Genomic DNA, 26,817 nt, shown 5'->3' with positions numbered 1-26,817 from the left:
GATGGTTACGTGCCGGGTGAAGGCGTTGGCGCGGTTTTGCTTAAACGCTTAGAAGAAGCGGAGCAAGAAGGCGACCATATTTACGGCATAGTGCGCGGGGCATCGGTAAATCATGGCGGTAAAACCAACGGTTTCACTGTGCCAAATCCGGTTGCTCAAGAAGATGTGATCGTTAAAGCGCTGGCAGAAGCAGGTGTTAAGCCCGAGGACATCAGCTACTTAGAAGCCCACGGCACAGGCACATCGCTAGGCGATCCCATTGAAATTGCGGGGCTAACCCGCGCGTATCGTCGAAGTACCCAAGCAACAGGGTTCTGCAAAATTGGATCAGCAAAATCCAATATTGGACACTGTGAAAGTGCCGCAGGTATTGCGGGTTTAACCAAAATCTTATTGCAATTTAAACATCAGCAGCTTGCGCCAAGCATTCACTCGGACATGCTTAATCCTAATATCGACTTTGACGCATCGCCGTTTGTCGTCAACCGCGAATTAAGCGACTGGAAGCAAGATAAACCACGTATAGCGGGCTTAAGCTCTTTTGGTGCTGGCGGCAGTAATGCTCATGTGATTGTGCAGGAATATGAGCCTGCGCCTATTAGTGTTCAACACAGTGGCCCGTATGCGATTGTGTTGTCGGCGCGCAAACCTGCACAATTAATGCAGCAAGTTAAAAAACTGCTTCATGCGTTAGAAACCAAGCATTATCAGCCAGAAGACATCGAGCGCATTGCTTACACATTGCAAGTTGGGCGTGAAGCCTTTGAACATCGTATTGCCACGGTGGTAACTAATCTCGACACCTTAAAAACGGCATTGCAGGATTATTCTCAAAACGCTGAGAAAGCCATGAATTGGCAAACGGGGGAAGTGAGCAAAGGTAAGGCATTGTTGTCTGAAATGCCTTTCGATAAACACTTTCAACACGCTATACAGCAATGGTTGAAGCATCGTGATTATGCTCAAGTGCTGAATTTATGGGTAAATGGTTTAGAGGTGAACTGGGCGTTGGCTGAAACGCAAACACCTATTCAGCGCATTAGCTTGCCAACGTACCCGTTTGAGCAAGGACGTTACTGGTTCCAAGCATCCGAAGTTACTCTGCATTCGGAAAATCTACATTCGAAAAATCAACATGCGAGTGGGTACTTACATCCATTGGTTCATGCTAATCGCTCGAATGTATTCGATATTCAGTTCAGTTCTACTTTTACTGGGGCAGAGCCTTTCCTTCGCGACCATCAAATTAATGATGTGCCGGTATTACCGGGTGTCGCTTACTTGGAAATGGCGCTGATAGTGATGCAAGAGGCGTTTGATACAACCGACACGATGCTGGTTCGCGATTTAACATGGCTTAAGCCGTGTCAGGTGCAAGCGCCAAGCAATGTGTTCACACAAGTTGATGTGTTGAGTGAACAATCCGCCGCGTTGCAATTTCATAACGAAACTGTATTTAGCCAGTGTCAGGTTGTGATTGAACCGGAGTTGCAGGTGGCGTCGTTGAGCGAGTCTGGTGAGGATATTTTTGCCTTACTGGAGAATGTAGAGCAACACGCGGCGCACAGAAAGTCACTTGATATTGAGTCTTTCTATCAGCGTTTTGCAGAGCAAGGTCTTGATTATGGCGTTAGCCACCGTTGTGTGAAGTCCATTGAGGTGCTTAATTATCACACCGATACGCCTCAGGTTTGGGCTAACGTTTCCTTATCGTCAGCGCTTAGTGCACAGCAGCAAGATTATTTGCTTTCACCAAGTTTAATGGATTGCGCGTTACAAGTTAGCTTAGCTTTGTCATGGTTTGATGCCCAAGGTAATGAAAACCAAAATCAACGCTTAAGTTTGCCGTTTGCGATTGAAGAAGTCCGCGTGTTGGCGACCTTGCCGTCTGATGTATTTGTATGGGTGCGTTATGCAGAAGGGAATGCTTCAAAAGACGCCTTAGAAAAGTTACATATTGATATTTTCGATGCACAAGAAGTTGCTAACAACCGGGGGACCCCATTAGTCCAAATCCGAGGTTTTAGTGCGCGTTTGGTTGAGACGCCTCCCATAAAAACCTCAGCCACAAAACATACTCCGAAAAATGAAGCTTCACACCAGTATGCTCCTGCCGCTTTGTACCGCACTCAGTGGCAAGCAGTCGATGCTGCACAAGTGACGGTGGAGCCTGAAACCTTCGCGGGCTTGCAACGGCAGGTCATTTTACTGGATGACGCATCGGACAACACACCAGCGTATGAATCGGCCTGTATCAAAGAAGGAATCGAAGTTCACCTCTTACCGTTAACCGAGCCGGATTCGAATTCAGCGTGGCAGGTTTTTGAGCGCGTGAGTCAAGCGCTAATGGCGAATTTGCAGGCAACGCTTAAATCCCTGCCTAAAGGCAAAGATAAGCAATTGATTCAAGTGGTCATTCCGCCTGTTTCCGATGCCCTGTTGCAAGAGACATTGTGGGGGCTCTCGGGGCTATGTCGAACCGTTACAGAAGAAAACTCACGCCTACAAATACAATTGCTCAGCCTTGGCAGTGAACATCACACAGCACAATCGCCTTCACAACGATTGATGGCACAACTGCAATTTGCGTTAGCGGCGGGATACCGTGAAATTCGTTTAGGTGACACCTTAGAGTCGCCATTCTTCGTGCGCCGTTTCGCGCTGTTAAACGTGTTGGAACAAAAGGCCGAGTCGGCATTAGCAGGACAAAATGATAATCATCTGAATCCGTTACTTGTTGAAAACGCAGTGTATTTGATTACCGGTGGTTTAGGCGGGCTTGGTTACTTATTCGCACAGCACATTGCGCAATCCCAACATCCGAATAACGGCGTAACCTTGGTGCTAACGGGGCGTTCAGTACTCAATACTGAGGGTGAAACCAAATTAAGCGTTTTACGTGAATTGGGCGCAACCGCGGAATATCACGCGCTCGATGTGGTTAATGCCGAAGCGGTAGAGCACATTGTCGCTGACATCATGTCGCGTTTTGGTCGCTTAGACTTTGTTCTGCATAGCGCGGGCGTATTGGCAGACAGCTACTTACTTAAAAAGAACCTCCTAGACGCCGAAAAGGTGCTGAAACCCAAAGTGTCTGGCCTCGCGAATCTAGACAATGCGACACAACATATTGCCTTGCGTGGACTGGTGGTTTTCTCTTCAAACAGCGCGTTAGGCAACCCCGGACAAGTCGATTATGCCGCCGCGAACAGCTTTATGGATGCCTATTTAGCATGGCGTCGTGAGCAAGTGTTACAAGGCAAACGCCACGGCTTGAGTTTGTCGTTGAACTGGCCTTTATGGGACATCAGCCAAGGTGCTTCATCATCCCAATCTGTCGCTGCAAACGCCATGAGTGTTGACCCAGCAGTGTTAGCGTTTATGCGTAAAGGTGGCTGGGATGTGTTATTGGCCGAAACCGGTTTAGAAGCTTACAGCCAAAGCTTGGTGTTTGCCGATACTCAGTCACTTTCTCAGGTGTACATTTTTGCCGGTCAAACCAAGGCCATTACTGATTTTATTGAATTCAGCGGAGTGCTGAATTTATCTGGTGTATCTGCGCCTGAGACATTAATTACCGACGCCCCAACAGTTGTCGAATATCATTATTCGGAGGTTTCTATGAGCACTGAGCATCACAGTGATGCATCATCAACAGAATCGTTATTTGATGTGGTGTCAGATTTTCTTGTGCAGCAAGTTTGTCAACTCTTGAAGTTACAAGCGAGCGATGTGGACTTGGAAACAGAGTTAAGTGACTATGGTTTTGACTCGGTGACGCTAACCACGTTTGGGCATCAGGTAGGTGATGTTTTAGAAATCAATATGCCGCCAACGCTGTTTTTTGAATATCCAACATTGGGTGATATTACCGAGTTTTTGCTATCTGAACATCCAAGCGTTATGGCTAAACGATTTGCTGTTACAGAAGACGTCGCGCCTAAACCTAAACCTGAACCAACCGGTTTAGAGTCTGCTGCCTCAACGCCGATGACAACTGCCCATCCAAACCACAATCAACATGTAGCATTAACGCGCGAGCGCAGTGGTGGTTTGCGTCGAGGCATACGTGCTTCGGTAATGACTAAGCCGAGCGTGTCCCAGACAACGCCTCAAAATGCACTGCCAACGGCACACGCTCAGCCAATGCCAACAACGTTAGCGACTGCGGCTCCAGAATCGGCCGAACCCGGTGTTGCCGCGTTGCATAACGATGCGCCTTCGTCACCTAAAATTGCAGTTGTTGGCATAAGCTGCGAGTTTCCGCAGGCCAGTGATGTTAACGCCTATTGGGATGTGCTGGCGCAAGGTAAGGATTGCATTACTGAAATACCTGAGTCTCGTTGGGATTGGCAATCCCTTTATGGGAACCCTCAAACAGAAGCCAATAAAACCAATGCCAAGTGGGGCGGTTTTATTGCTGATATAGACAAATTCGACCCACTCTTCTTCGGTGTCTCACCGCGTGAGGCTTTAGTTATGGATCCGAACCAGCGTTTACTGCTTACGCATGTTTGGAAAGCCTTGGAAGATGCGGCGATTACGCCATCTAGTCTTGCAGGTAGCAATACTGCGGTGCTTATTGGTACGGCTATTAGCGGTTATGATCAACGCGCCGTTGAAGCGGATATGGTGGTAGAAGGTTATACCGCTACTGGTGTTTCGCCTAGTCTTGGACCCAATCGTATTAGCTATTTGCTTGATATTCATGGACCCAGTGAACCTATCGAAACTGCTTGTTCTAGTGCATTAGTGGCAATGCATCGAGCTATCCGACATCTACGCCACAAAGAATGCGATTTAGCCATTACCGGTGGTGTGAATACACTGGTTTCTCCCACGGAACATATCAGTTTTAGCAAAGCGGGGATGCTCAGTGAAGATGGCCGTTGTAAAACCTTTGCGAAAGACGCCAATGGGTATGTGCGAGGCGAAGGTGTTGGCATTGTTATTCTTAAGCGTCTAGAGGATGCTCAACGCGATGGAAACCCCATTTATGCCTGTGTTTTAGGCAGTGCTGAAAATCACGGTGGTCGAGCGACTTCCCTAACCGCGCCTAATGTTAAAGCTCAGACGGCATTACTGGTTGCCGCTTATCGTGATGCCAACGTGTCGCCTGATAGCATTGGTTACATAGAAGCTCATGGAACCGGAACGCCATTAGGCGACCCGGTTGAAATTAACAGTTTGAAAAATGCGTTTTCCCAGCTCTATGCCGCGTCTGGACTAGACTTTCAGCAGGCGCAAAACCAGTGCGCTCTAGGTTCTGTTAAAACCAATATAGGGCACCTTGAACTGGCAGCAGGTATTGCTGGGGTCATCAAAGTGCTACTTCAATTAAAACATCAGTATTTGGCGAAAAGCCTACATTGCCAGCAAATCAATCCTTACATTGAATTGGAGAACGCTGCATTTAGCATCGTACAGCAAGGGCAGGCGTGGCCTGCACTTAGCAATGCCCAAGGACAAGAGCTGCCTCGTCGAGCGGGCGTCAGCTCTTTCGGCTATGGTGGGGTGAATGCACATGTTGTTTTAGAAGAATACAGCCTGCCATTGTCGCAACGTGAATTCGATATGTGTATTTCCGTTTCTCACGCACCGGCTTCTCGGGTGGTTGTCCTATCTGCGAAAACAGAACAGCAACTTAAATCACGAGTAGAACAGTTATTGTTTTGGCTTAACCAACAGTTAGGTGCGGCCATTGATCATCAAGATGACCATCATGCGGCGTTGTTTACTCGGCTCACTTATACCTTACAAGTTGGCAGAGAAGCCTACACACATCGCCTCGCCTTTGTTGCAAGCAATCTTGAAGACATCAAATCTGCATTAAGCGTTTATTCGCAACAAACGCTTAGCAACGTACCTGAATACGCACGGGTGAAACGAGGCGATATTAAAACAAGCCAGATGCAACATTTCGAGACAGGCACAAACGCACAAACGTTAGTAAATGCGTGGCTCGCGGGGACATTCAAAGATTGGCGTAGTCAATATCCTCAGCCCAATATGGCACTGCCAATGTTGCATTTACCAACGTATCCATTTGCTAAAGAGGTTTATTGGATTACCACCTCCAACAAACATAACGCTTCGGCATCGCACTCTTTAGGTGTTAGCGAAACAGCGCTCAACAATGAGGTTCAACATTCCATGACGAGTCAAGCTTCTCCGTCAACTTCGCCCACGGTTACAGAAGTAAAAGTCGCGCTATTGGACGCGGCATCAGGGCCATTGCAGCAAAAATTACAGGGGTTGGAAAAACCAACACCAGACGCAGCGAAGCAACAACGCTATCAAGCCTTTGATCAACTCTTGTTGCAATGGATGTGGTTACAACTTGAGCCTTTAGGGTTAACCGTAACCGCAGAGTCTTGGGATACCAAAACCGCCATTTCACCTATGTATCAAAAATGGATGCATCAATGTGCGCGTATTTTCCGCAGCAATGGGTTTGTCACTGGGCTTTATACCTCACCAGAAAAAGCCGTTTTAGATGCCAAATGGCAAGCCTTTAAAGCGCAAGACATGGTTGCTGCCAACCTAGAAAACCATGTGAGTTTAGTGTGGGATACCTTGTCGGCACTGCCTGCCATTGTGACCGGGCAAACTCCCATTACCGACATTATGTTCCCGAATTCATCCATGCATAAAGTAGAAGGCATTTACAAACGGAATGCACAATCTGACTACTTCAACTTTACCGTTGCCAAAGCGGTTCAAACAATTGCTGAAAACCATACTGGCGCACCGCTGCGTATTGTGGAAATTGGAGCTGGAACCGGGGGAACAACCGAATCCGTGTTGTCGCACCTAGCCGGGATGCATGATCGCATTGACGAATATTGCTACACCGATATTTCACGCGCTTTTTTAATTCATGCCGAGAAGCACTATTTATCGGCCAATCCGTTTATTAATTGCCAATTATTAAACGTGGAAAAGCCGCTTGATGATCAGCCTGTTAAACGTGGCAGTTACGATATCGTTATTGCTAGCAATGTGTTACATGCGACAAAAGACATTGATGTGACGCTGACGCATTTACAGCAGTTAATGAAATATAACGGTGTATTGCTGCTTAATGAATTAACGCAATTTAGCATTTTCAGCCACCTGACATTCGGGTTGACCGAAGGGTGGTGGCTAGCCAACGATCCACAAAATCGTATTGCGGGCAGTCCGTTACTTTCACCCGAAAATTGGCACAACATCCTAACAAAACTCGGCTTCTCGCCGGTGCAGCATCCGCTTAAAGATGATGAAGCGCTTGGGCAGCAAGTGTTTATTGCTCACAACAAAGTCATGCCTGAAGCGAATAACGAAAATAACGTTGAGCACCGCCAAGAGAGCCAAAAACGGTCTCCCAGTGTCGGCTCGCCTGTGAAAACCGCAGCCTACGAAAAGCCAAACGCCACCTTGGTTGAGAATACTTCAAGCCAAAGTGTATCAACACAAATGTTGGCACAGGACGTTCGCGACTTACTCAGGGATGTGATCGCTAGCGTGTTAAATGTAGAAGAACACATCATCGAAGATGATATTCCATTCTCCGATTATGGCGTGGATTCCATCTTGGCTGTGAATTTGGTCAACACCATTAATACACGTTGCGGATTGTCTTTACCTACCGCAGTGCTGTTTGATTACGCCAGCGTTGATCGCTTATTAGCGTATATTCTGAAATCTCATGGTGAAGCGGTCAGCGCCACCTTAAGCGGCACTGCGCCAGCACAAACACAATCCTTGCAGCAAGCGCAATCACAACCCGTTTCTGATGTTTCCTCGCACGCGGCAGATACGCACACCGCAACCAACGAACAAGCACAACCCTCGTCGTTACTAATGAAAATCGCGGTTATCGGTATGAGCGGGCGTTTTGCACAATCTCAAAATATACAGGCGTTATGGCAGCACCTTATCAATGGTGATGATTTAGTTACGCCATCCTCTCGCTGGACGTTGCCAGAGTTCAACGACAGAGGTGAGCCAGTGTGTCAACAGGGCGCGTTTATTGATGACATCGACAAATTCGATCCTTGGTTCTTCAATATTTCCGGTACGGAAGCCATTTTCATGGAGCCGCAACAACGCTTGTTCTTGCAAGAAAGCTGGAACGCGCTCGAAGATGCAGGGTACGCATGCGATTCACCTTACCGTCAACGCACAGGTGTTTATGTTGGCTGCGAAACCAGCGATTACCATAATTTATTTGTTGGTAAAAAAGTACCGCCTCAGGGTTTTTGGGGGAATTCATCATCGTTAGTTGCCGCTCGAATTGCCTACTTCCTTGATTTACAAGGTCCGGCGATGACCTTGGACACCGCTTGTTCCAGCTCGTTATCGTCGATTCATATTGCCTGCCAAGCCATACGTTGTGGTGACGCAAACATGGCCATCGCGGGGGGAGTCTTCCTGCAATCAACCAATGATTTCTTCTACTTGTGTAATAACGCCGATATGTTGTCGCCCAAAGGGCACTGTCATACCTTTGATTCTCGTGCCGATGGTTTTGCTCCGGGAGAAGGCGTGGGGGCGCTTGTCTTAAAACCATTAGACGCCGCTATTGCCGATGGTGATCATATCTACGCCACTATTGTTGGCTCAGGCATGAATCAGGATGGCGCAACCAATGGTATTACCGCTCCCAGTGCTAATTCTCAAGAGCGGTTAGAGTGCGAAGTTTACGATCGTTTTGGTATTAATCCTGAGCACATTCAATACGTTGAAGCCCATGGAACTGGCACAATTTTAGGCGACCCCATCGAATACCAAGCGTTAACGAAAGCCTTTAAGCGCTATACAGATAAGCGCCAATATTGCGCGCTGGGTTCCATCAAAAGCAATATGGGGCACCTTGCTACCGCAGCAGGCGTGGCTGGGGCAATTAAAACCATTTTATGCTTACATCACAAACAGCTCGTTCCATCGTTGCATTTTGAGCAAGGCAACCCCGCTATTGATTTTGAAAACAGCGCGTTTTATGTGAACACGGAAAAACGTGACTGGCAAACTGCACAGGGTGAAAAACGCTTAGCTGCTATCAGCTCGTTTGGGTTTGGTGGTACAAACGCGCACATGGTGTTTGAGGAAGCGCCAGACATCTATCAACCCGCGCCAATAAAAGCGGCGCACTTAGTGGTGTTATCGGCTCGCTCGGAAGCACAGTTACAACAGCAAGTTGAAAACCTACAAGACTTTTTACAAGCTAACCCGGAAACCGACCTCGGTCACTTGAGCTTTACCTTGCTCGTTGCGCGTAAACACTTCGAATACCGCATTGCAACTGTTGCTAGAAGTCTAGATGAATTGCGAAGCGCGCTAGCGAAATGGTTGCAACAGGTTAGCGCCAAAGGCTTTGCTTCCGGCTCTTTTGGGCGCATTGAAGCTGGCTTTACCGGTGATAGCAACCTTGTTGTTCAACAAAGTCTATTGCGTTTTGGTAATCAGTGTTTAATCGAAAGTAGTGCATTACAAAGTGGTGCCGAATATCTCGAAAACTTATCCACCATTGGGCATCTATTCTCGCAGGGCTATGCCTTGGACTACACCAACTTATTCGCACAAGGCCGTTATTTGCGTTTGTCGTTGCCAACTTATCCGTTTGAGAAAGCACGTTTTTGGGCAATGGATGAGAATTTGCAGGATTTAGATTCAGGTTTTTCATTTATTGATAACCCAAATGAGAGCGTTAAGGCGGATTCAAATCACTGTGCGGAAGCTGTAAATCCTTCTACTCAAACTGAAGGGTCAGTTAATGCATCTGCTCAGCCGAGCGAGATCCTAATGATGCAGCCTCACTGGCAGGATTTGCCAGAAGACACAAAGCATACAGGCTTTTCTGCAATTCAAGGCAGTGTATTGATTGTTAGCGCCTGTTTGTCGCAGCTTGGTGATGGTTGGCAAGTCAGTGCTGAAGCTTTGCAAAGTGGCATACGCTCTGAGTTAGCCAAGGCCACTTATCCTGTCAATCAAGACGCTGTGCAATGTCATGCGCTTGAATTACCTCAAGCGCACTTATCAGAGGCGATAAATGCCTTTGCAGTGAAGCTTACGCGGCTGTTACAAGCGTGTTTGGATAGCGCACAAGCCGCGCCAGAACAACTCATTTTGTTGTTGCCGGATGACCCACAAAGTCAACTATTACGAGCCAGTTATGGTTTATTTGGCACAGCGATGGCAGAAGCAGGTGATTTGAAATGCAGTGTATTAACACTACCAGCTAATGCCTCTGAGCAAACATTGGTGGCGTCGGTGATGGGGCAAATTCAGCATGCGCAACATCATAACAACAACCATGTCAGAGTGGTGCCGGCTACGTCCCTCATCCGTCAACAGTGGAGGTGGGACGAAACCGAATTGAACAACCGTCATGCGGCGCCCATTTGGCAAGATGGCGACGTTTATTTAATCACCGGAGGCTTAGGAGGAGCGGGACTTGCGCTTACCCAAGCGCTAGTGGCAGCAGGTCATGCCGTCACGGTTGTGTTATGCGGTCGCACCTCTGCTGAGTCATTGAGCGAACAACAACAAAACACTCTCGTTGAGCTTAACAAGCAAGCTGCAACCGTCCGTTATCGCTCGGTAGATTTAGGGGATAAACAACGTGTGCAGCAATTGATCGCAGATATTCAAGCTGAGTTTGGCGCGCTGCATGGGATTTTGCACAGTGCTGGCGTAAATAAAGACGACTTTATCGTGCGTAAATCTCTTGATGACATTAACGCGGTCTTGCGCCCCAAAGTAAGCGGATTAATTCAGTTAGATCATGCCAGTGCGAAAGAGCCGCTTAAATTCTTTGTGGCATTTTCCTCGGTTGCTGCCATTGAAGGCAATGTGGGGCAAGGTGATTACGCGTTTGCCAATGCCTTTATGGACCATTACATGCGCTATCGCAATGACCTTGTGGAAAAAGGCATTCGTTCAGGCGCAAGTATTTCGGTGAATTGGTCGCAGTGGCAAAGCGGTGGTATGCATATTGACGCCGCCACAACGGCGATTTTGAACGAATGGGGTATGTATCCCATGAGCGACGCTCAAGGCTTTGAAACATTGCAAAACATCATTGCAAGCGGTGCAGGGCAGTACGCCGTGTATTGCGGCGATAAGGCGAAAATTAAGCAGTCTTTGACCATGCTAACACAAGCCAAACCGGAGCCAGCGGCGGTACTCGAAACGTCTACTATACCAAGTGAGCAAGCGCAGAATGTGGACGCAGTGGAAGCTGTCTCGCCAGAAACTCCCGCGTTTTCGCAATCCGGTACAGAAGACTTACTGGCGGCCACCTTATCACACCTCACACAGGTGTTTTCACAAGTCGCCAAGTTGCCTGCGAACAGGCTCAAACCCACGCAATCCTTTACCGATTACGGCATGGACTCGCTCATTGTGACGGAACTAAACCACCTACTTGGGCAACAGTTTGGTAGCTTGTCGAAAACACTTTTCTACGAGCGCGACAATTTACAAGCTGTTAGTGAGTATTTGGTAAAAGGCTTCCCAGCGCAATGTCAGAAGTGGGTAGGACAATCACAAACAGCGCAAACAAAGCCAGAAGAGACGCAAACCGCGCCTCAAACTGAACCTCAAGCAGCGCCTAATGTTGACGCGAATGCTGCTTTGGAAAATACCGCGCTAAATATTGCAGCGCTGTTTAGCGAATCAGAGAAGAGTGAACCAGAACAGCACGCGCCAGCTCGCACGGCAATGAATGCCAAAGACATCGCCATTATTGGGGTTGCTGGGCGTTATCCGCAGGCTGAAAACATCGACCAATTCTGGGACAACCTCAAAGCCGGAGTTAACGCCGTAACCGAAGTGCCATCGGACCGTTGGTCGCTCGATAACTTCTACGTAGCTGACGTGGATGAAGCCGTTTCCGCTGGTCGTAGCTACAGCAAATGGGGAGGATTTATAGAAGGTATCGATACCTTCGATTCCGAACTATTTGGTATCAGCCCACGAGAAGCACAAAACATGGATCCGCAAGAGCGTTTGTTCATGGAAATTTGCTGGGAAGTGATGGAAGACGCAGGCTATACACCTGAAGGCTTAGCCAAGCAAAACGCCGGTAATGTTGGCGTGTTTGCAGGCATTACCAAAACCGGATTTGAGTTGAACAACTATGCACAGTGGCAACATGGCCGATCGGTGCATGGGCGCACTTCGTTTAGTTCGTTAGCGAATCGAGTGTCGTTTGTGTTCGATTTCCACGGCCCAAGCATGCCATTCGACACCATGTGTTCGGCCTCACTTACCGCGATTCACGAAGCCTGTCTGCATTTGCGTGCTGGTGAATGTAACGTGGCGATTGCTGGTGGCGTGAACGTGTATTTGCATCCTCGCAACTATGCCGACATGTGTTTTATGCGAATGTTGTCGGAGGATGGCAAATGTAAAAGCTTTGGTGAAAACGGCAACGGGTTTGTGCCCGGCGAAGGCGTGGGTGCATTGTTGTTAAAACCTTTGCCGCAAGCCGAACAAGATGGCGATCACATTTATGCCTTAATTACGGCTTCTGCGGTGAATCACGGAGGCAGAACCCACGGTTACACAGTGCCTAACCCCAACGCTCAAGGTGATTTAATTGCCAATACCTTAGCCAAAGCGGGTATTAGTGGTAATCAAGTGAGCTGCATCGAAGCACATGGCACAGGCACTAAGCTTGGCGATCCCATTGAAATGACAGGTTTAAAGCAGGCGTTTGGCGTGGATGAATACGCCAGCGAAGTGGCAAAAACCTGCGCGTTAGGATCGGTAAAATCCAATATTGGTCATTTAGAAGCTGCGGCTGGCATTGCCAGCGTTACCAAAGTCATTTTACAGCTTAAGCACCAAATGCTTGCGCCAACATTGCACGCCGAGCGGGAAAATCCCAACATTGACTTCAAGGCAACGCCGTTCACCTTGCAAAAACGTTTAGGCGCTTGGCAGTTGAACAAAAATGCGCAGCAAACAACACGCATAGCGGGTGTCTCTTCCTTTGGTGCGGGCAGCGCTAATGCCCATGTTTTATTGGCTGAATATGCGCCTTCACAAGCGGCGCACGCGCCTGTTCAGCATGAGCCAAATTTGCCAGTTGCTATCGTGTTATCGGCAAAAACGGCTGAGCAAGCTCACACCTTGGGTAAACGCTTACAACACATGCTTAAAGCGGAAAACTACACCGATAACGAACTGCTGAGCATTGCTTACACTTTGCAAACAGGGCGCGTTAGCATGGCAACGCGAGTGGCGTTTGTTGTGACTAGCTTAGCTGATTTGCAGACACAACTTGATATTTGGTTATCGACAGGCGGTGAAACTGGCGTGATCGCCACTGCTGAGAAAACGCCCGCAGACGAACAAGCTCAAATTCAGGACAATCTGCAAGCCTTATTAAATGATTGGATAACAGGCAATGATGTTGATTGGCAAAGCCTGTACACAGAGCAAAATCTGCCAAAACGTGTCCGATTGCCGAGTTACCCATTTGACGCACGCAAATTTGCCATAAGCTTTGGTCAATTAGATGACATTCCAGAACGAGTGGGCATTGAAAACGCAGGGCCTGCGGGACTATCCCGAAAAGACAACGCTCAACAAGCAAACGCACCAGTATCGTCACCGCTGCAAGCGCAAAACCTTGCTAACGTGAATTCACATGGCTTTAGTGCTAACACCCAATGGGTTAGCCCGCGTCGTTTAGTGTTAGATAACGTGGCCGACTATCCAGCAGCGAATGCACCTCAGCCGATACCAACAGCAACACCCTCGGTATCCGCAAAGCCCAACACGGTTGAGCTTACGTCGGTAACTCATCTCCCTGCTGCTAAGCCCGTTTCGAAGGAACAAACAAAACCCGCTCAAATAGAGCCAATTCAAGCATCAACAACGCCCGTACAAGCAAGCCCTGACAGCGCCGCAGCAGAAACCACAGAATCGGAGACATCGGTTTCAGTGGAGGCGATTACGCAACAACTGGAGCAGTCTTTAGAAGCGCATTTAATGTTGGACGAAGGCGAACTTGAAACCGGTAAAGACTTCACGTCACTCGGCCTCGATTCCGTGTTGGGTGTGGAGTGGATACAACAAATTAATCGTCAGTTCGGCACCAATATTCCGGTAACCGCGTTGTACGACTACCCCTCGCCGGAGCAAATGGCCGCGCATTTGATAACACAAATGCAGCCACAACCGGCAACGTCAAATGCTGAGGTATCCGCAGAAGAAGCGGCTCAGAACATCACGCTACAAATATTGCAGCAGCTACAAGCGGGAACGATTGATCCCGAAGCTGCCAAAAAACAACTATCAGAATCTGATTTATAACGAGGAACGCATTATGGATGCCAATCAAGTTTTCAACATTATCTGCGAACACATCAACGATGTTTTAGTTCTAGAAGACGATCAAGTGATCACGCCAGCCGACAGCATGGTTGGGCTGGGAGCGAACTCTATTGACCGTTCCGAAATCATCATGATGACACTAGAAAGCTTGGACTTAGAAATCCCGCTTGTTGATACCTTTGGCCCGAAGAATATCGGTGAACTTTCTGAGCTATTAGCCAGCAAATTGTAATGATCCGCAAAAGAGGAAAATCTATGACTATCGTAGCTGGCATCGAAGCCATGAACATATACGGCGGTAGTGCGAAGTTGGATGTACGCACTCTGGCTGAGCATCGAAAGTTAGATACCGCACGTTTTGAAAACCTGCTGATGAAAGAAAAAGCGGTGGCATTGCCGTTTGAAGATCCAGTTTCGTTTGCTGTAAATGCGGCTAAACCTATTATCGACAAACTCAGCGATGAAGAAAAAGACCGCATTGAAATGGTGATTACCTGTAGTGAGTCAGGCATTGACTTTGGTAAGTCCATGAGTACCTATGTGCATCACTACCTTGGTTTGAGCCGCAATTGCCGTTTATTTGAATTAAAACAAGCATGCTATTCAGGTACAGCGGGCTTGCAAATGGCGGTGAATTTTATTTTGTCGCAAGCTTCTCCGGGCGCGAAGGCTTTGGTGGTTGCCACTGATATTTCGCGTTTCATGGTGGCAGAAGGCGGTGATATGTTATCTGAAGACTGGTCCTACGCAGAGCCCAGCGGCGGTGCAGGAGCGGTAGCAATGCTCGTTAGCGAAACCCCTTACGTGTTCCAAATTGATGTTGGGGCAAATGGCTACTATGGCTACGAAGTAATGGACACCTGTCGTCCGATTCCCGATAGCGAAGCGGGTGACTCCGACTTGTCGCTGCTGTCGTATTTAGACTGCTGCGAAAACGCTTATCGTGAATATGAAAAGCGCGTTGAAAACGCCGATTATCGTACCTCTTTCCAGTATCTCGCTTTCCACACACCGTTTGGTGGCATGGTAAAAGGCGCACATCGTACCGTGATGCGCAAGCTCGCCAAAGCCAAACCCAAAGAAATTGAAGCCGATTTCCAAGCACGTGTTACGCCCGGGCTTAACTACTGTGCGCGAGTTGGCAACATCATGGGTGGCACCGTATTGCTATCGCTTGCCAGCACCATTTGTAATGGTGATTTTGATGTACCAAAACGAGTGGGCTTATTCTCTTACGGCTCAGGATGCTGTTCTGAATTCTACAGTGGCGTTGTCACGCGTGATGCTGCGGGTGTGCTCAAAAGCATGAACATTGAAGCGCATCTCGACAACCGCTACGAACTGTCAATGGAAGAGTACGATCAGATGCTTTACAACAACTCTTGTATTTCATTTGGTACACGCAATGCCAGTTATGACGCCAACATGATACCGGGTGCCGCGCAGTATTTGCAGGGCAAAAACCGTTTGGTATTGAGTGAAATTAAAGAATTTCATCGGGAATACATATGGACTTAAACCAGCTTTCTCAGTTGGCATTTCAGACCATTCGCGTGCAGATCGACAACCCGATCTGCACCATTCAGCTCTATCGGCCTGAAGCTAACAACACCATTAACGGCACCATGTTGCAGGAGCTAACCCAGCTATTGACCGCGTTACAAGCAACGGAATGCACCGTGGTTGTGCTTGAGGGGTTGCCCGAAGTGTTTTGTTTTGGCGCTGACTTTGGCGCAATGGCTGAATCGCATCAAAGTCACGGTGAAGTAGAAAACGATCCTGAGTTTCTTTACAACCTGTGGCTTTTGTTAGCGACCGGGCCTTTCATGACCATTGCCCATGTTCGTGGAAAAGTGAATGCGGGTGGAGTGGGTTTTGTTTCTGCCTGCGACTTAGTCATTGCGGACACAACTGTGACCTTTTCATTATCTGAACTTTTATTCGGTTTAATTCCGGCTTGTGTTATGCCCTTTTTGGTTAGAAAGGTGGGCACACAAAAAGCACATTATTTGACCGTAACGACTCAAACTATTTCTGCTGAAAAAGCAACGGAGTGGGGATTGGTAGATGATTTAGGTGAGAAAAGTAAACCGTTATTACGTAAGCATTTAATGCGGTTAAGGCGAATGTCAAAAAAGACAATTACACGATATAAACGATTTATAAGTGAAATTAATCCTATTTTAACGACGGCTAAAAATACCTCACTTTCGATGAATGCAGAGGTGTTTTCCGATCAGGATAATTTGAACGCAATACGTCGATATGTGGAAGAAGGAATATTTCCGTGGGAAAAAAAGTGCTAACAAATGACTCTAAATGCGTTAGTATAATCTCAAATCGTGTAAAAAAAGCCTCTATTGGTGCATTTTAGTGACTCATTGTATTTAAATGAATGACGACATTAAAAGTAACGCTTGCATTAACTTCTTTCGTTAATGGGTTAAGGCAAAAGAATAATTAATACGATAAAAAGTGGTAAATTTCTGTGACCTTGGATCAAATTTTAAACGCTGTTAAAGCGAAAACAATTGATTTGGCTGAAGCTGAAAAGTTAATTGCTTCTTTAAAGAAAACGCAACCGAATCAGTCAACAGATTCACAAATTGAGAATGACCGTGGTCATGCGAAAAATGCACCGCTATCTGCAAATATTAATCATGCTGAAAACCAGCAACCAGAAGCGCAAAAGTTGGCAGAGAATACCGCGTCAATCAACACGGGTTTATCCAATGAAGGACTGAAAAGTGTTAATTTGAGCGAAGTGGAAGAAACACTACGCAAAACCCTTGCCGTTACCTTGTTTATGGAAGAGTCAGAAGTTAGCGATGACACCGGCTTTACCGATATGGGATTAGACTCCATTGTTGGCGTTGAATGGATGCGCGAATTAAATCGCATTTTCAACTTAGACATGCCAGTGACGGAGTTGTACGACCATCCTACCTTAAAGCAACTTGCTAGCCATATTGCTTCCAACGTTGTCGCAGATGAGCGCACAGACACAAGCGCTCTTGTTAATGCTACACCGCAAGAAAACACCTCGACTCCAGTATCAGCTAGTCGCGAGGCGCCTTCCTCAGTCGCATCGGCAGAAACAACCCAAGTCACTCCGGTTGTGGCAGAAAATGCCAATGCATTAGTGATTAGCACGGTCCACACGCTTGAAGAAATCACTTTATCGGCGTGGCAAAACCCAATACCCAAAGCCAACGAAGTTACCGTAGAAGTGAAAGCCTCTGCTATTAACTTCCCTGATGCCATGTGCGTGAATGGTTTATATCCCACTATGCCTCAATACCCATTTGTTCCGGGATTTGAAGTGGCAGGTGTGGTGACTGCGGTTGGTGGCGACGTGACTGAATTTAGCGTAGGTGATGCGGTTATTGCCATTACAGGCGAACAAATGGGCGGGCATGCCAGCCATGTCAATGTGCCTGCCGACAACACCGTATTAAAGCCAAGTAACATCACTTTTGAAGAAGCCTGTAGCCTGCCAGTTGCCTTTGGTATTGTGTATCACGCTTTCGACATCGCTCAACTGTCACCACACGAAAAAGTCTTAGTACAAACTGCCACCGGTGGTTGTGGCCTACTTGCAATCCAGTTAGCTCGGTTAGCGGGTTGTGAGGTATTGGGAACTTCATCAAGAGCAGCCAAGCTCGATGTGCTACGCAGATTAAATGTTGAGCATAGAATCAATTACCAAAACGAAGCTTTTGATAAGCGCATAGCACAACTCACCCAAAATCACGGCGTTGATGTTGTTTTGAATATGTTGTCTGGTGAGCATATTCAAGCCGGTCTCAACTGCTTAGCGCCTCAGGGGCGTTACTTAGAAATTGCCGTTCACGCACTAAAAACCAGCCCCAAGCTGGATTTGTCGCGCTTGGTTAGTAATCAATCAATTCACAGTATCGATTTACGTCGTTTAAGTATGGATACAGGCGAAGGCGCGAAACCGCATCTGGAAGCCATGGTTGCTTTGCTAAAAGACGAATTGATTGTGCCGATTTTATCGCGTGTGTACCCATTCCAACGCATTGGCGAAGCCATTCAATATGTTGGCCAAGCGCAGCATATCGGTAAGGTTGTTGTGAGTCACACCTGTGATCAAATGATTGATTACACCGATATGTGTATCGGGCGTATGCTCGAACAACAACATGTCGCGGCAAAGCGCACACCAAGCCTTTATCCTCAAGGGTTTTCTAGCCTAGTGGCGACCTCGGTAAAACCCACGGAGGCGACCTTACAGGATAAATCCGTCTTGAGTTCGCCTGCACAAGTGGAAGCTGTTCCACATTTTGCAAGTGATGTATCCCAAAAAGCCTCTATTGCTGTATTAGGTATGGCAGGAAGCTTCCCGAAATCGAGCGATATTCGCGCGTTTTGGCACAACCTTGAGCAAGGCATTGATTGCGTTTCCGAAGTGACCACGGATAGATGGGACAACAACCAATATTACCATCCCGATCCTCAAGCGGTTGGCAAAACCAATTGCAAATGGATGGGCATGCTGCCTGATGCCGATAAGTTCGATGCTGCCTTTTTTGCCATTTCCCCAAATGAAGCCGTGGCAATGGATCCGCAACAGCGCATGGTTATGCAAGCCAGTTGGAGCTGTATAGAAGATGCTGGTATCAACCCAGATGAATTATCTGGCTCGTTATGTGGCATTTATATCGGCGTGGCACCGGGTGATTACGGCACAAACATTCAAGATGAAGAATTAAGTTCTCAAGGGTTAATGGGGCGTTCGTTATCGATACTGTCCGCACGTACCGCCTTTTTCCTCAATCTTAAAGGTCCGTGTATCACCTTGGATACTGCCTGCTCTTCTTCCCTAGTTGCTATCGCAGAAGCGTGTAATAACTTGCAGTTAGGTACGTGTGATGTCGCCCTTGCTGGTGGTGTTAATGTGATGGCAACACCGAACTTGCATATTATGACCAGCAAAGCGGAAATGTTATCTGCGGATGGGCGTTGTTTCACTTTCGACAACCGCGCCAATGGTTTTGTGCCCTGCGAAGGTGTGGGCATGTTGCTATTAAAAACCTTGTCTGCGGCGCAACGTGACGGCGACTTAATAAAAGGCGTTATTCGCGGTTGGGGGATTAATCAAGATGGTAAAACCAACGGTATTACGGCACCCAGCACGGTTTCCCAAACCGAATTGGAACAGCGCGTTTATGACCGTTTCGACATCGACCCGCGCTCTATCGGTTTAATTGAAACGCACGGTACGGGAACCAAATTAGGTGATCCCATCGAAATTCGTGCGTTAAAACAAGCCTTTGCGAAGTACACGCAAGATAGCGCATTTTGTGCATTAGGCTCAGTGAAAAGTAGCATTGGGCATGGTTTGGCGAGCGCAGGTATTGCCGGTTCTATTAAAGTATTGATGGCGCTACAGCATCAAACCATTCCTCCGTTGGCTAACTTTTCTCAGCTTAACGAGCATATTGAACTAGATAACAGCCCATTTTACATTCCACAACAAGCGCAAAAGTGGCAACCAGCGATAGCGGGGCAACCACGTCGCGCGGCAGTAAGCTCCTTTGGTTTTAGTGGCACGAATGCCCACATTGTGTTTGAGGAAGCACCTCAACAGCACATGGTTAATGATGTGTTACCCGTGTACCCGTTTGTATTGAGCGCTCGCACGGTGGAGCAGCTTCAAGCACAGGCAAACCAGCTTTCCGATTATGTGCAGCAACAACCCGCATTAGATGCAGGCAGCGTTGCTTACACCTTGCTAATAGGCCGCAAGCTTTTCAAACAGCGCTTAGTGGTGTTGGCATCTAGCATTTCCCACTTGCAGGAAAAACTTAAAACGGCGGTTTCAGCACTAGCGCCATTCACCTCAAAAGAGGCAAAACCCAAAAATAACCCACAAGTTCAATTGGCCTCTGGCGTGTTTTACGGCGCAGTTAAAGGTCGCTTAAGCGTGAGTGAGCAAGAGAAAAAAGCACAACAACAGCGTGGCGATCAGCTTATTGCCAAGCTATCGCAAGGCTGTGGGCCCATTCTGGATGTGGCTGAATTTGAAGCGGAACTTGCGGGTGTGGCGGCGTTATTAGTTGCCGGTTACGCAGTAGATTACCGAGCGATGTTAGGGTTACGTCGCTTTACTAAAGTCACCTTGCCAACGTATCCCTTTGCTAAACAACGTTATTGGTTAGAACAAAATCCAACGCCAAAATCGATACAAAACGCGCAGCCAGCGCAAGCGCCAGTTGTCGAAAAGGCTCAAATGCAGCCAGCGCAAATTCATAAGCCCAAAGCGATACAACTGGTGTCGCCAGAACGGATTTCAACGCCGCAAATGCAGAGTTTGAAAAAACAAACCCTGTCGTTGTCTGAATCGACAAACGTTGAGCAACCCGAGATCCCGGCTTTAGCCACACCTAACGCTGCAATCAAAACCGAACCCCCGATGCAAACCGAGCAAGCACTTAGCCAAGAGCGACCGCGTATCTTGATTGATTTAACCGACTTAGGTCGCGGTGTGTTCGGCATCGACATCAATCAGCCTATTTCAATTGATGCCATTGCCGATTTAGCCACGCAATTACAAGCAGGACTCCAACAAGTTTCAGCGTCAGAAACCAGCCGCGCCGTTATTGTTAAAGGCGTGCATCACCTTCCACAAAGTGGTGTCGATAACCTCACTCTGCGACAGTTGGTGAGTGCCGTAACAACTTGCGTTTTACCAATTGTGCTCGAAGTTAGCAGCAACGAGAAACAGGCTAGCCTTGCCACTTTGCTCTTAGCGGGTGTCGCGGATTTAAGCGTTTGGCAGTCACAAGAATACGATTGGCGCGCTCAGCAATTGCAGATCCAATCGGATACGGCATTGACAGCGTTACTGACCGAGCGTTTTGGCGCTCGTTTTACCCAATTTGATCAAGCACACGCCTTAAAACTGTGTGAATCCGACAAAAATGGTATGCACTTTGTTGCCAAGGAAAACGTTGCACAAAGCAGCTTAGCCCTTGCTTACCGCTTGGCAGAAGCGCCGCAAGCCTCACTGACCTTGCTAAAACAGCATTTCTTTGCGCCGTTGGATGCTGCCTTAAACGGCGCGGCACAATCGCCACTGGCAAGTGCGGGAGAAAGCATCTCACAGCAGCAATGGTGTGATTTTGCCGTTCAGCAAACAGGACAACCGGTGAATCTATCACCCGAGTCTGTATCCGTAGAAGGTGCAGAACAAGCGCTTGGCGGGTTGATGCATAGCCAAAATATTGCCGGGATAGTCAGCCTCACTCAGTACCAAAATGGTGTGGTTGAAGTCGTGCTAGAAGATAAGCAACAGCACAACATGTTGTCATTGCAAATGATTGAAGCATTAGTCAACGCATTCGACACCATCGCGACGATGGCAGACGCCAAAGTGGTGGTGTTAACCGGATACGATCAGTATTTCTCGTTAGGTGGCACCAAGTCTGGTTTGCAGTCAATTCATCGTGGAGAGGTGAAATTCACCGATTCCAGTATTTACAACATCGCCATGCAATGTGCGCTACCGGTTATTGCCGCTATTCAAGGACACGGTATTGGTGCTGGCTGGGCGCTTGGTATGTATAGCGACTTTGTGATTCTGGGTAGTGAGAGCATCTACATTAGCCCGTACATGGGTTACGGATTCACGCCGGGAGCGGGCGCAACACTGGTATTTTCCCACAAATACGGCAAAGACTTAGGCCGTGAAATTCTATTTACCGCTCGCGAGTATGCAGGTCGAGAATTAGCGCAAAGAAGCCAACAAATCAACGTAGCACCAAGGCAAAAAGTCCTTGCTATCGCTCGCACTTTAGCCAGCCATTTAGCGCAAATTCCACTGCAAACATTAACCGCATTCAAAGCGCAGGTTAATCAAGGGCTTTCCAGCGTGATTCAGCAGGTTTATCAGCTTGAGCAAGCCATGCATGAAAAAACATTTGTGGGTAATCAAGCTGTGCTCGATGGCATAGAAAGTCGCTTTGTCGACAACCTGACAACGCAAGACAACAGTGATTCAGGAGCAGAAGCTATGACGACAACAAACGTAAACGACATCGCGACTCATTCTGCATCACCCTCGGTTGACGCCAACAGCTTGCTGGAGATGCTAATTTCCACACTTGCTGAACAGCTTGGTATGGATGACGACGAAATCGAACCGGAACAAGAGTTTGTGGAATTAGGCGTGGATTCGGTAGTTGGCGTAACGTGGATACGAAAAATCAACGAAACTTATGATTTAGATGTTGCGGTTACAAAGGTTTATCAATATCCCACAATTGAAAAATTGGCAAAGTACATTTTATCTTTGCTACCTGCAACCAATGCGCCTGCGTCGATTCCTGCTCAGCCACTTGAAAAACACATTGAAACGGAAAGTGTTGTTGCAGACGTTGCCACACCTGTGCAACCAGAAAAAAGCGTAAAGTTAACGCTGAATTTGCCTGAGTCAAACAGTGCGCCTAGCGCGCCGATTGCTCAAGCGTCTGCTCAGCAGAAAATCGTTGCGTCTGCCGAACAAAAGCCAGTCACCAGCAAGCAAAACGTACAAGAAAGCGCGCCACAGGTTGAGGCTCCGGTTGAAAAGAATGCGCCTGTTATCGCCATTATCGGTATGGCAGGTCAATTCCCTAAAGCCAAAGACATCGACACCTACTGGGACAACATATGTCAGCAACGCGACTGCATTGAAGAAGTGCCTTTATCCCGCTGGGATATTGGCGAGTTGTACGACCCGAATCCGATGCAGGCAAATAAGTCCTACAGCAAATGGATGGGCAGTTTACAAAATGCGGACCATTTCGACCCCTTATTCTTCGCGATCTCACCGCAAGAAGCGGTGGCAATGGACCCGCAACAACGCGTTATTTTGCAAACCAGTTGGCATTGTTTAGAAAACGCAGGTTACGACCCAGATAGCCTGTCTGGCAGCTTAACCGGTGTTTATGTCGGCTGCGGACCAAACGACTATGGTCATAGCTATTCGGGCGAAATGAATGCCGAAGGTTTAACAGGCTCAAGCTCATCGATTTTAACGGGGCGCATTTCCTATCAGTTGAATTTACTTGGCCCTTGCGTTGCCGTCGATACCGCATGTTCATCGTCTTTGGTGGCGTTAGCGTATGCGTGTGATGCGCTCACATTGCACAACTGCGACATGGCATTAGCTGGCGGCGTTTGTGTGATGGGAGGCTCTTCTATTCACATCATGACTAGCAATGCCGGTATGTTATCGTCCGATGGCCGTTGTTTTACCTTCGACCAGCGCGCAAACGGTTTTGTGCCTTCCGAAGGTGTTGGTTTAGTGTGCTTAAAACGCCTAGATGACGCACTTCGTGATGGCGACCGCATTGAAGCGACAATTGTTGGTTGGGGCACTAATCAAGACGGTAAAACTAATGGCATTACCGCGCCAAATCCAGAGTCGCAAACACGGCTACAACGTCACGTTTATCAACGCTTTAATATCGACCCAAGGCAAATACAGTTGGTGGAAACCCACGGTACAGGCACAAAACTTGGCGACCCTATCGAGATAGAAGCGCTTAGCGAAACCTTCAATGGTTTTGCATCTAAAGTGCCTTCGGGCAATCAAAAAGTAACGGCCATTGGCTCGGTGAAAACCAATATCGGTCACGCGCAAGCGGCGGCAGGTATTGCTAGCGTGATAAAAGTAGCGAAGGCGATTCAGCAAAAAACGTTGCCGCCGACCATAAACTTTTCTCAGCTAAACGAACATATTTCGTTGGATGATACCCCGTTTTATATCAACACCGAGCGCAAAGCGTGGGATGTGGCACAGGGACATAAACGTCATGGTTGCGTTAGCTCATTTGGTTTTAGTGGTTGTAACGCGCATTTAGTGTTGTCGGAACACACAAACGCAATACAAGACTCACCTTCTCCAACCGGTGCTAAGCCGGGAGCTAATGAATTAATCGTGCTTTCTGCGCGCACCGAACCTCAGTTAGTTGAGCAAGTGCGACACCTGCACGACTTCTTAATATCTGATGCAAAAGGCGATGATCTTGCTTTAGCGGATATTGCTTACACCTTGCAAGTGGGACGCAAAGCCATGCAGTTCCGCTTGGCGTTAGTCGTGGATTCGTTAACAGCGTTAACCTCGCAATTGGCAAAATGCCTCGACCAAGCGGCTGCGAAGAAAACCTTAGCCACGGGCAAAAACGCCTTTGCAGGAGAAGCTGGAAAAGACAAGTCGATGCTGGATTTATTCGGCAACAACAGTGAACTAAAACAGTCGATGCAAACATGGCTGCAACAAGGCAACTTTGCACCGCTGGCCGAAATTTGGGTGAAAGGCGTTAACGTAAACTGGCAAGACTTATATCAAGGCGCGCTTAGAAAGCGTGTTGCCCTGCCTTTGTATCCTTTCGCTCAAGAAAGCTACTGGATTGGTGCAGATTCGAAAAAGAGCAATGTAGCGCAACAAACACCGCATAACGTTGATTTAAGCCAAAGCGACGAGTTAGATGCGTCTATCGTGTGCGATTCCACCAAGCCTTTACACACAAACGAATCGCACCAGACCCAATCAGAAAAAACGCAACCTGAGTTTTTGTACGTACAGGAATGTTGGCAAGATGCAGCGCTCGATAGCATTGCCAATCAACCCGACATTGTCACGCGCGTTACCGCCAGTTTAGACGCGAACGCATTGAGTCCGGTGCACGTATTAGTGTTGTTCGAGCAAGTGCGTGAAGGCGAAAAATTCATTCAAACCGTAAACGCTCAGCTTGACGCAATTTCTCCGGCTCTGCGTGACTATGTAGTGATTAAGCGTGAGCAAATTTCGGAAATGGACGAAGTGTTCTACCAAGGTTTGCGCTCGCAGCCGGCAGATGTAGTGTTCTTTTTAGGTGCAGGAAAGCCGAGTTTAAACGGCACGCATACCACCGCAGAGAAAGCGCTCAAACCCATTTTCGAATTAAGTCGTCACTTGGTTGCGCATCAATCGCATCATGCGTGCGAACTCTATTATTGCTGTAGCGATACGGTAATTAACCAAGTTGAAGGCGAAAATACCCAAGCCGAGATCAGCCCATATGCGTTATACCAACAAGGGTTATCTGGCCTGTTTAGAGCGGTCGCCTCAGAAGTGGAAACTCACCACTTTTGTACAGTAACGCATAGTCAGTCTGCTTATCAGCAAGGTCTGGCTTACGATGAGATAGCCCAAGAATGGCTAACCCATTGGTTAGGCGAAAAAGGTTCAAGCAAGAAACAAGGTTACAGCGCTGCGGCACAGCTTGCCATGGTGCGTTATGCGGATGAAACGAATGCTAACACCTCTAGTCGACGCCAAGTGGCAACGCTTTGTGAGTTGCCATCAGAAGCGCTGGTTAGCGAACAGGCGCAATCGCATCAACCCATTTTGCGCGAAGGTGCAACCTATTTAATGGCGGGCGCATTAGGCGAAGTTGGCTTGGCAGTTTGTTTAAAACTCGCCGAAAAATATCGACCAACGTTGGTGATGTTGTCTCGCCGCGAACAAGATCAAAACATTAACGCGCAACTCGACAAGCTCACACAAGCGGGTGCGAAGGTGAAATATTACGCCGTTGATATCAACGATTTCCAAGCGCTATCGCAAGTGTATGCCAGCATGAAAAAAGACGTTGGCGACATTCACGGTGTTTGGCACTTAGCAAGGCAAGTCAGCGATGCTCGCATGGAGCATAAATCCACAGCGAGTTTCTTTAACACCATTGCGGCAAAAACCGAAGGCACTCTGAATTTAGATGCCATCACCAAAGATGAACCCTTGGACTTCTTCTTAGCGTTTTCATCCATGGCAGCGTTTGGCATTGAAGGTTCCTGCGATTACGGCTATTCCACCGCGTTCCAAAACCAGTTTGCACGCTATCGCAATCAATTAGTGAGCAGCCAGCAACGACACGGTGTGAGCAGTGCAATTTGCTGGGGACAGTGGAGTCTCGATCACTATTCCAACGAACAACGCGACTTATTGCTTTGGCAAATGGGGTTCGATTTCATCTCTCCAGAACACGCCATAGCATTAAGCCAGCGCTTGCTGAATCACGCTCGCAGCAGCTTACAAGATTACGCGGTATTGGGCGTGTTAGCGGTAAATGATAAAGCAAAAGTACGCGATTTTTATCAGCTTGCTGAGCCGCCTTATCATGCGCCGCAAATCAATGCGAAAGCCAGTGTAGATACTGTTTCACAAAGTGCTCCACCCCAGTCAACGTCGCCCAAGATTGTCACACTGCCGCGCGGCGCGATAAGAGAGGCTGATGAAGGGAATGCTGAAAAGAGCAGTGCCACAAGCGCGACTCAAGACAATGAGCAATGTTCTGCGTTGGAAAAAGCCTTGCAGCTAATCAGTGAACCATCATCAAAAGACGCATTGGCGCAACTTGAAGCGCAGCTATTGAATGCGTCGCCGGATGAACTAGCTGCCTTGTACCAGAAACTCGTTAATGAAGAGTAGATGAC

Annotated in this window: 5 protein-coding genes; all 5 read left to right on the top strand. The window is 47.8% G+C overall.

The window, feature by feature from the left end; translation table 11 throughout:
* Positions 1-36: 36 nt before the first annotated feature.
* The 5 genes from HJG39_RS16540 to HJG39_RS16520 all read left to right on the top strand — a co-directional run bounded on the left by HJG39_RS16540 (position 37) and on the right by HJG39_RS16520 (position 26,812).
* The gene (locus HJG39_RS16540) at positions 37-14,310 is read left to right on the top strand and encodes an SDR family NAD(P)-dependent oxidoreductase (RefSeq protein ID WP_268410873.1); all 14,274 of its coding nucleotides are present in this window, start codon (positions 37-39) and stop codon (positions 14,308-14,310) included.
* Positions 14,311-14,323: 13 nt separating this feature from the next.
* Positions 14,324-14,563 carry an acyl carrier protein gene (locus HJG39_RS16535; RefSeq protein WP_268410870.1) on the top strand — a complete coding sequence of 80 codons (240 nt, stop codon included), beginning with the start codon at positions 14,324-14,326 and terminating at the stop codon, positions 14,561-14,563.
* 23 nt (positions 14,564-14,586) lie between these two features.
* Entirely contained in the window at positions 14,587-15,849 is a 1,263-nt protein-coding gene (locus HJG39_RS16530; RefSeq protein WP_268410869.1) for a hydroxymethylglutaryl-CoA synthase family protein, read from the top strand.
* Positions 15,840-16,637, top strand: coding sequence for an enoyl-CoA hydratase/isomerase (locus HJG39_RS16525; protein WP_268410867.1), 798 nt, complete (start codon positions 15,840-15,842; stop codon positions 16,635-16,637). Before HJG39_RS16530 ends, HJG39_RS16525 begins: the two co-directional genes overlap by 10 nt.
* A gap of 182 nt (positions 16,638-16,819) precedes the next feature.
* Complete coding sequence (locus tag HJG39_RS16520; RefSeq protein WP_268410864.1) at positions 16,820-26,812, top strand: beta-ketoacyl synthase N-terminal-like domain-containing protein; 9,993 nt, start codon at positions 16,820-16,822, stop codon at positions 26,810-26,812.
* Positions 26,813-26,817: the final 5 nt, after the last annotated feature.

The organism is Alteromonas sp. a30 (assembly GCF_026788005.1).
Taxonomy (GTDB): domain Bacteria; phylum Pseudomonadota; class Gammaproteobacteria; order Enterobacterales; family Alteromonadaceae; genus Paraneptunicella.
The sequence above is the reverse complement of the archived record's forward strand: the minus strand, read 5'-3'. Positions and strand labels throughout refer to the sequence as shown.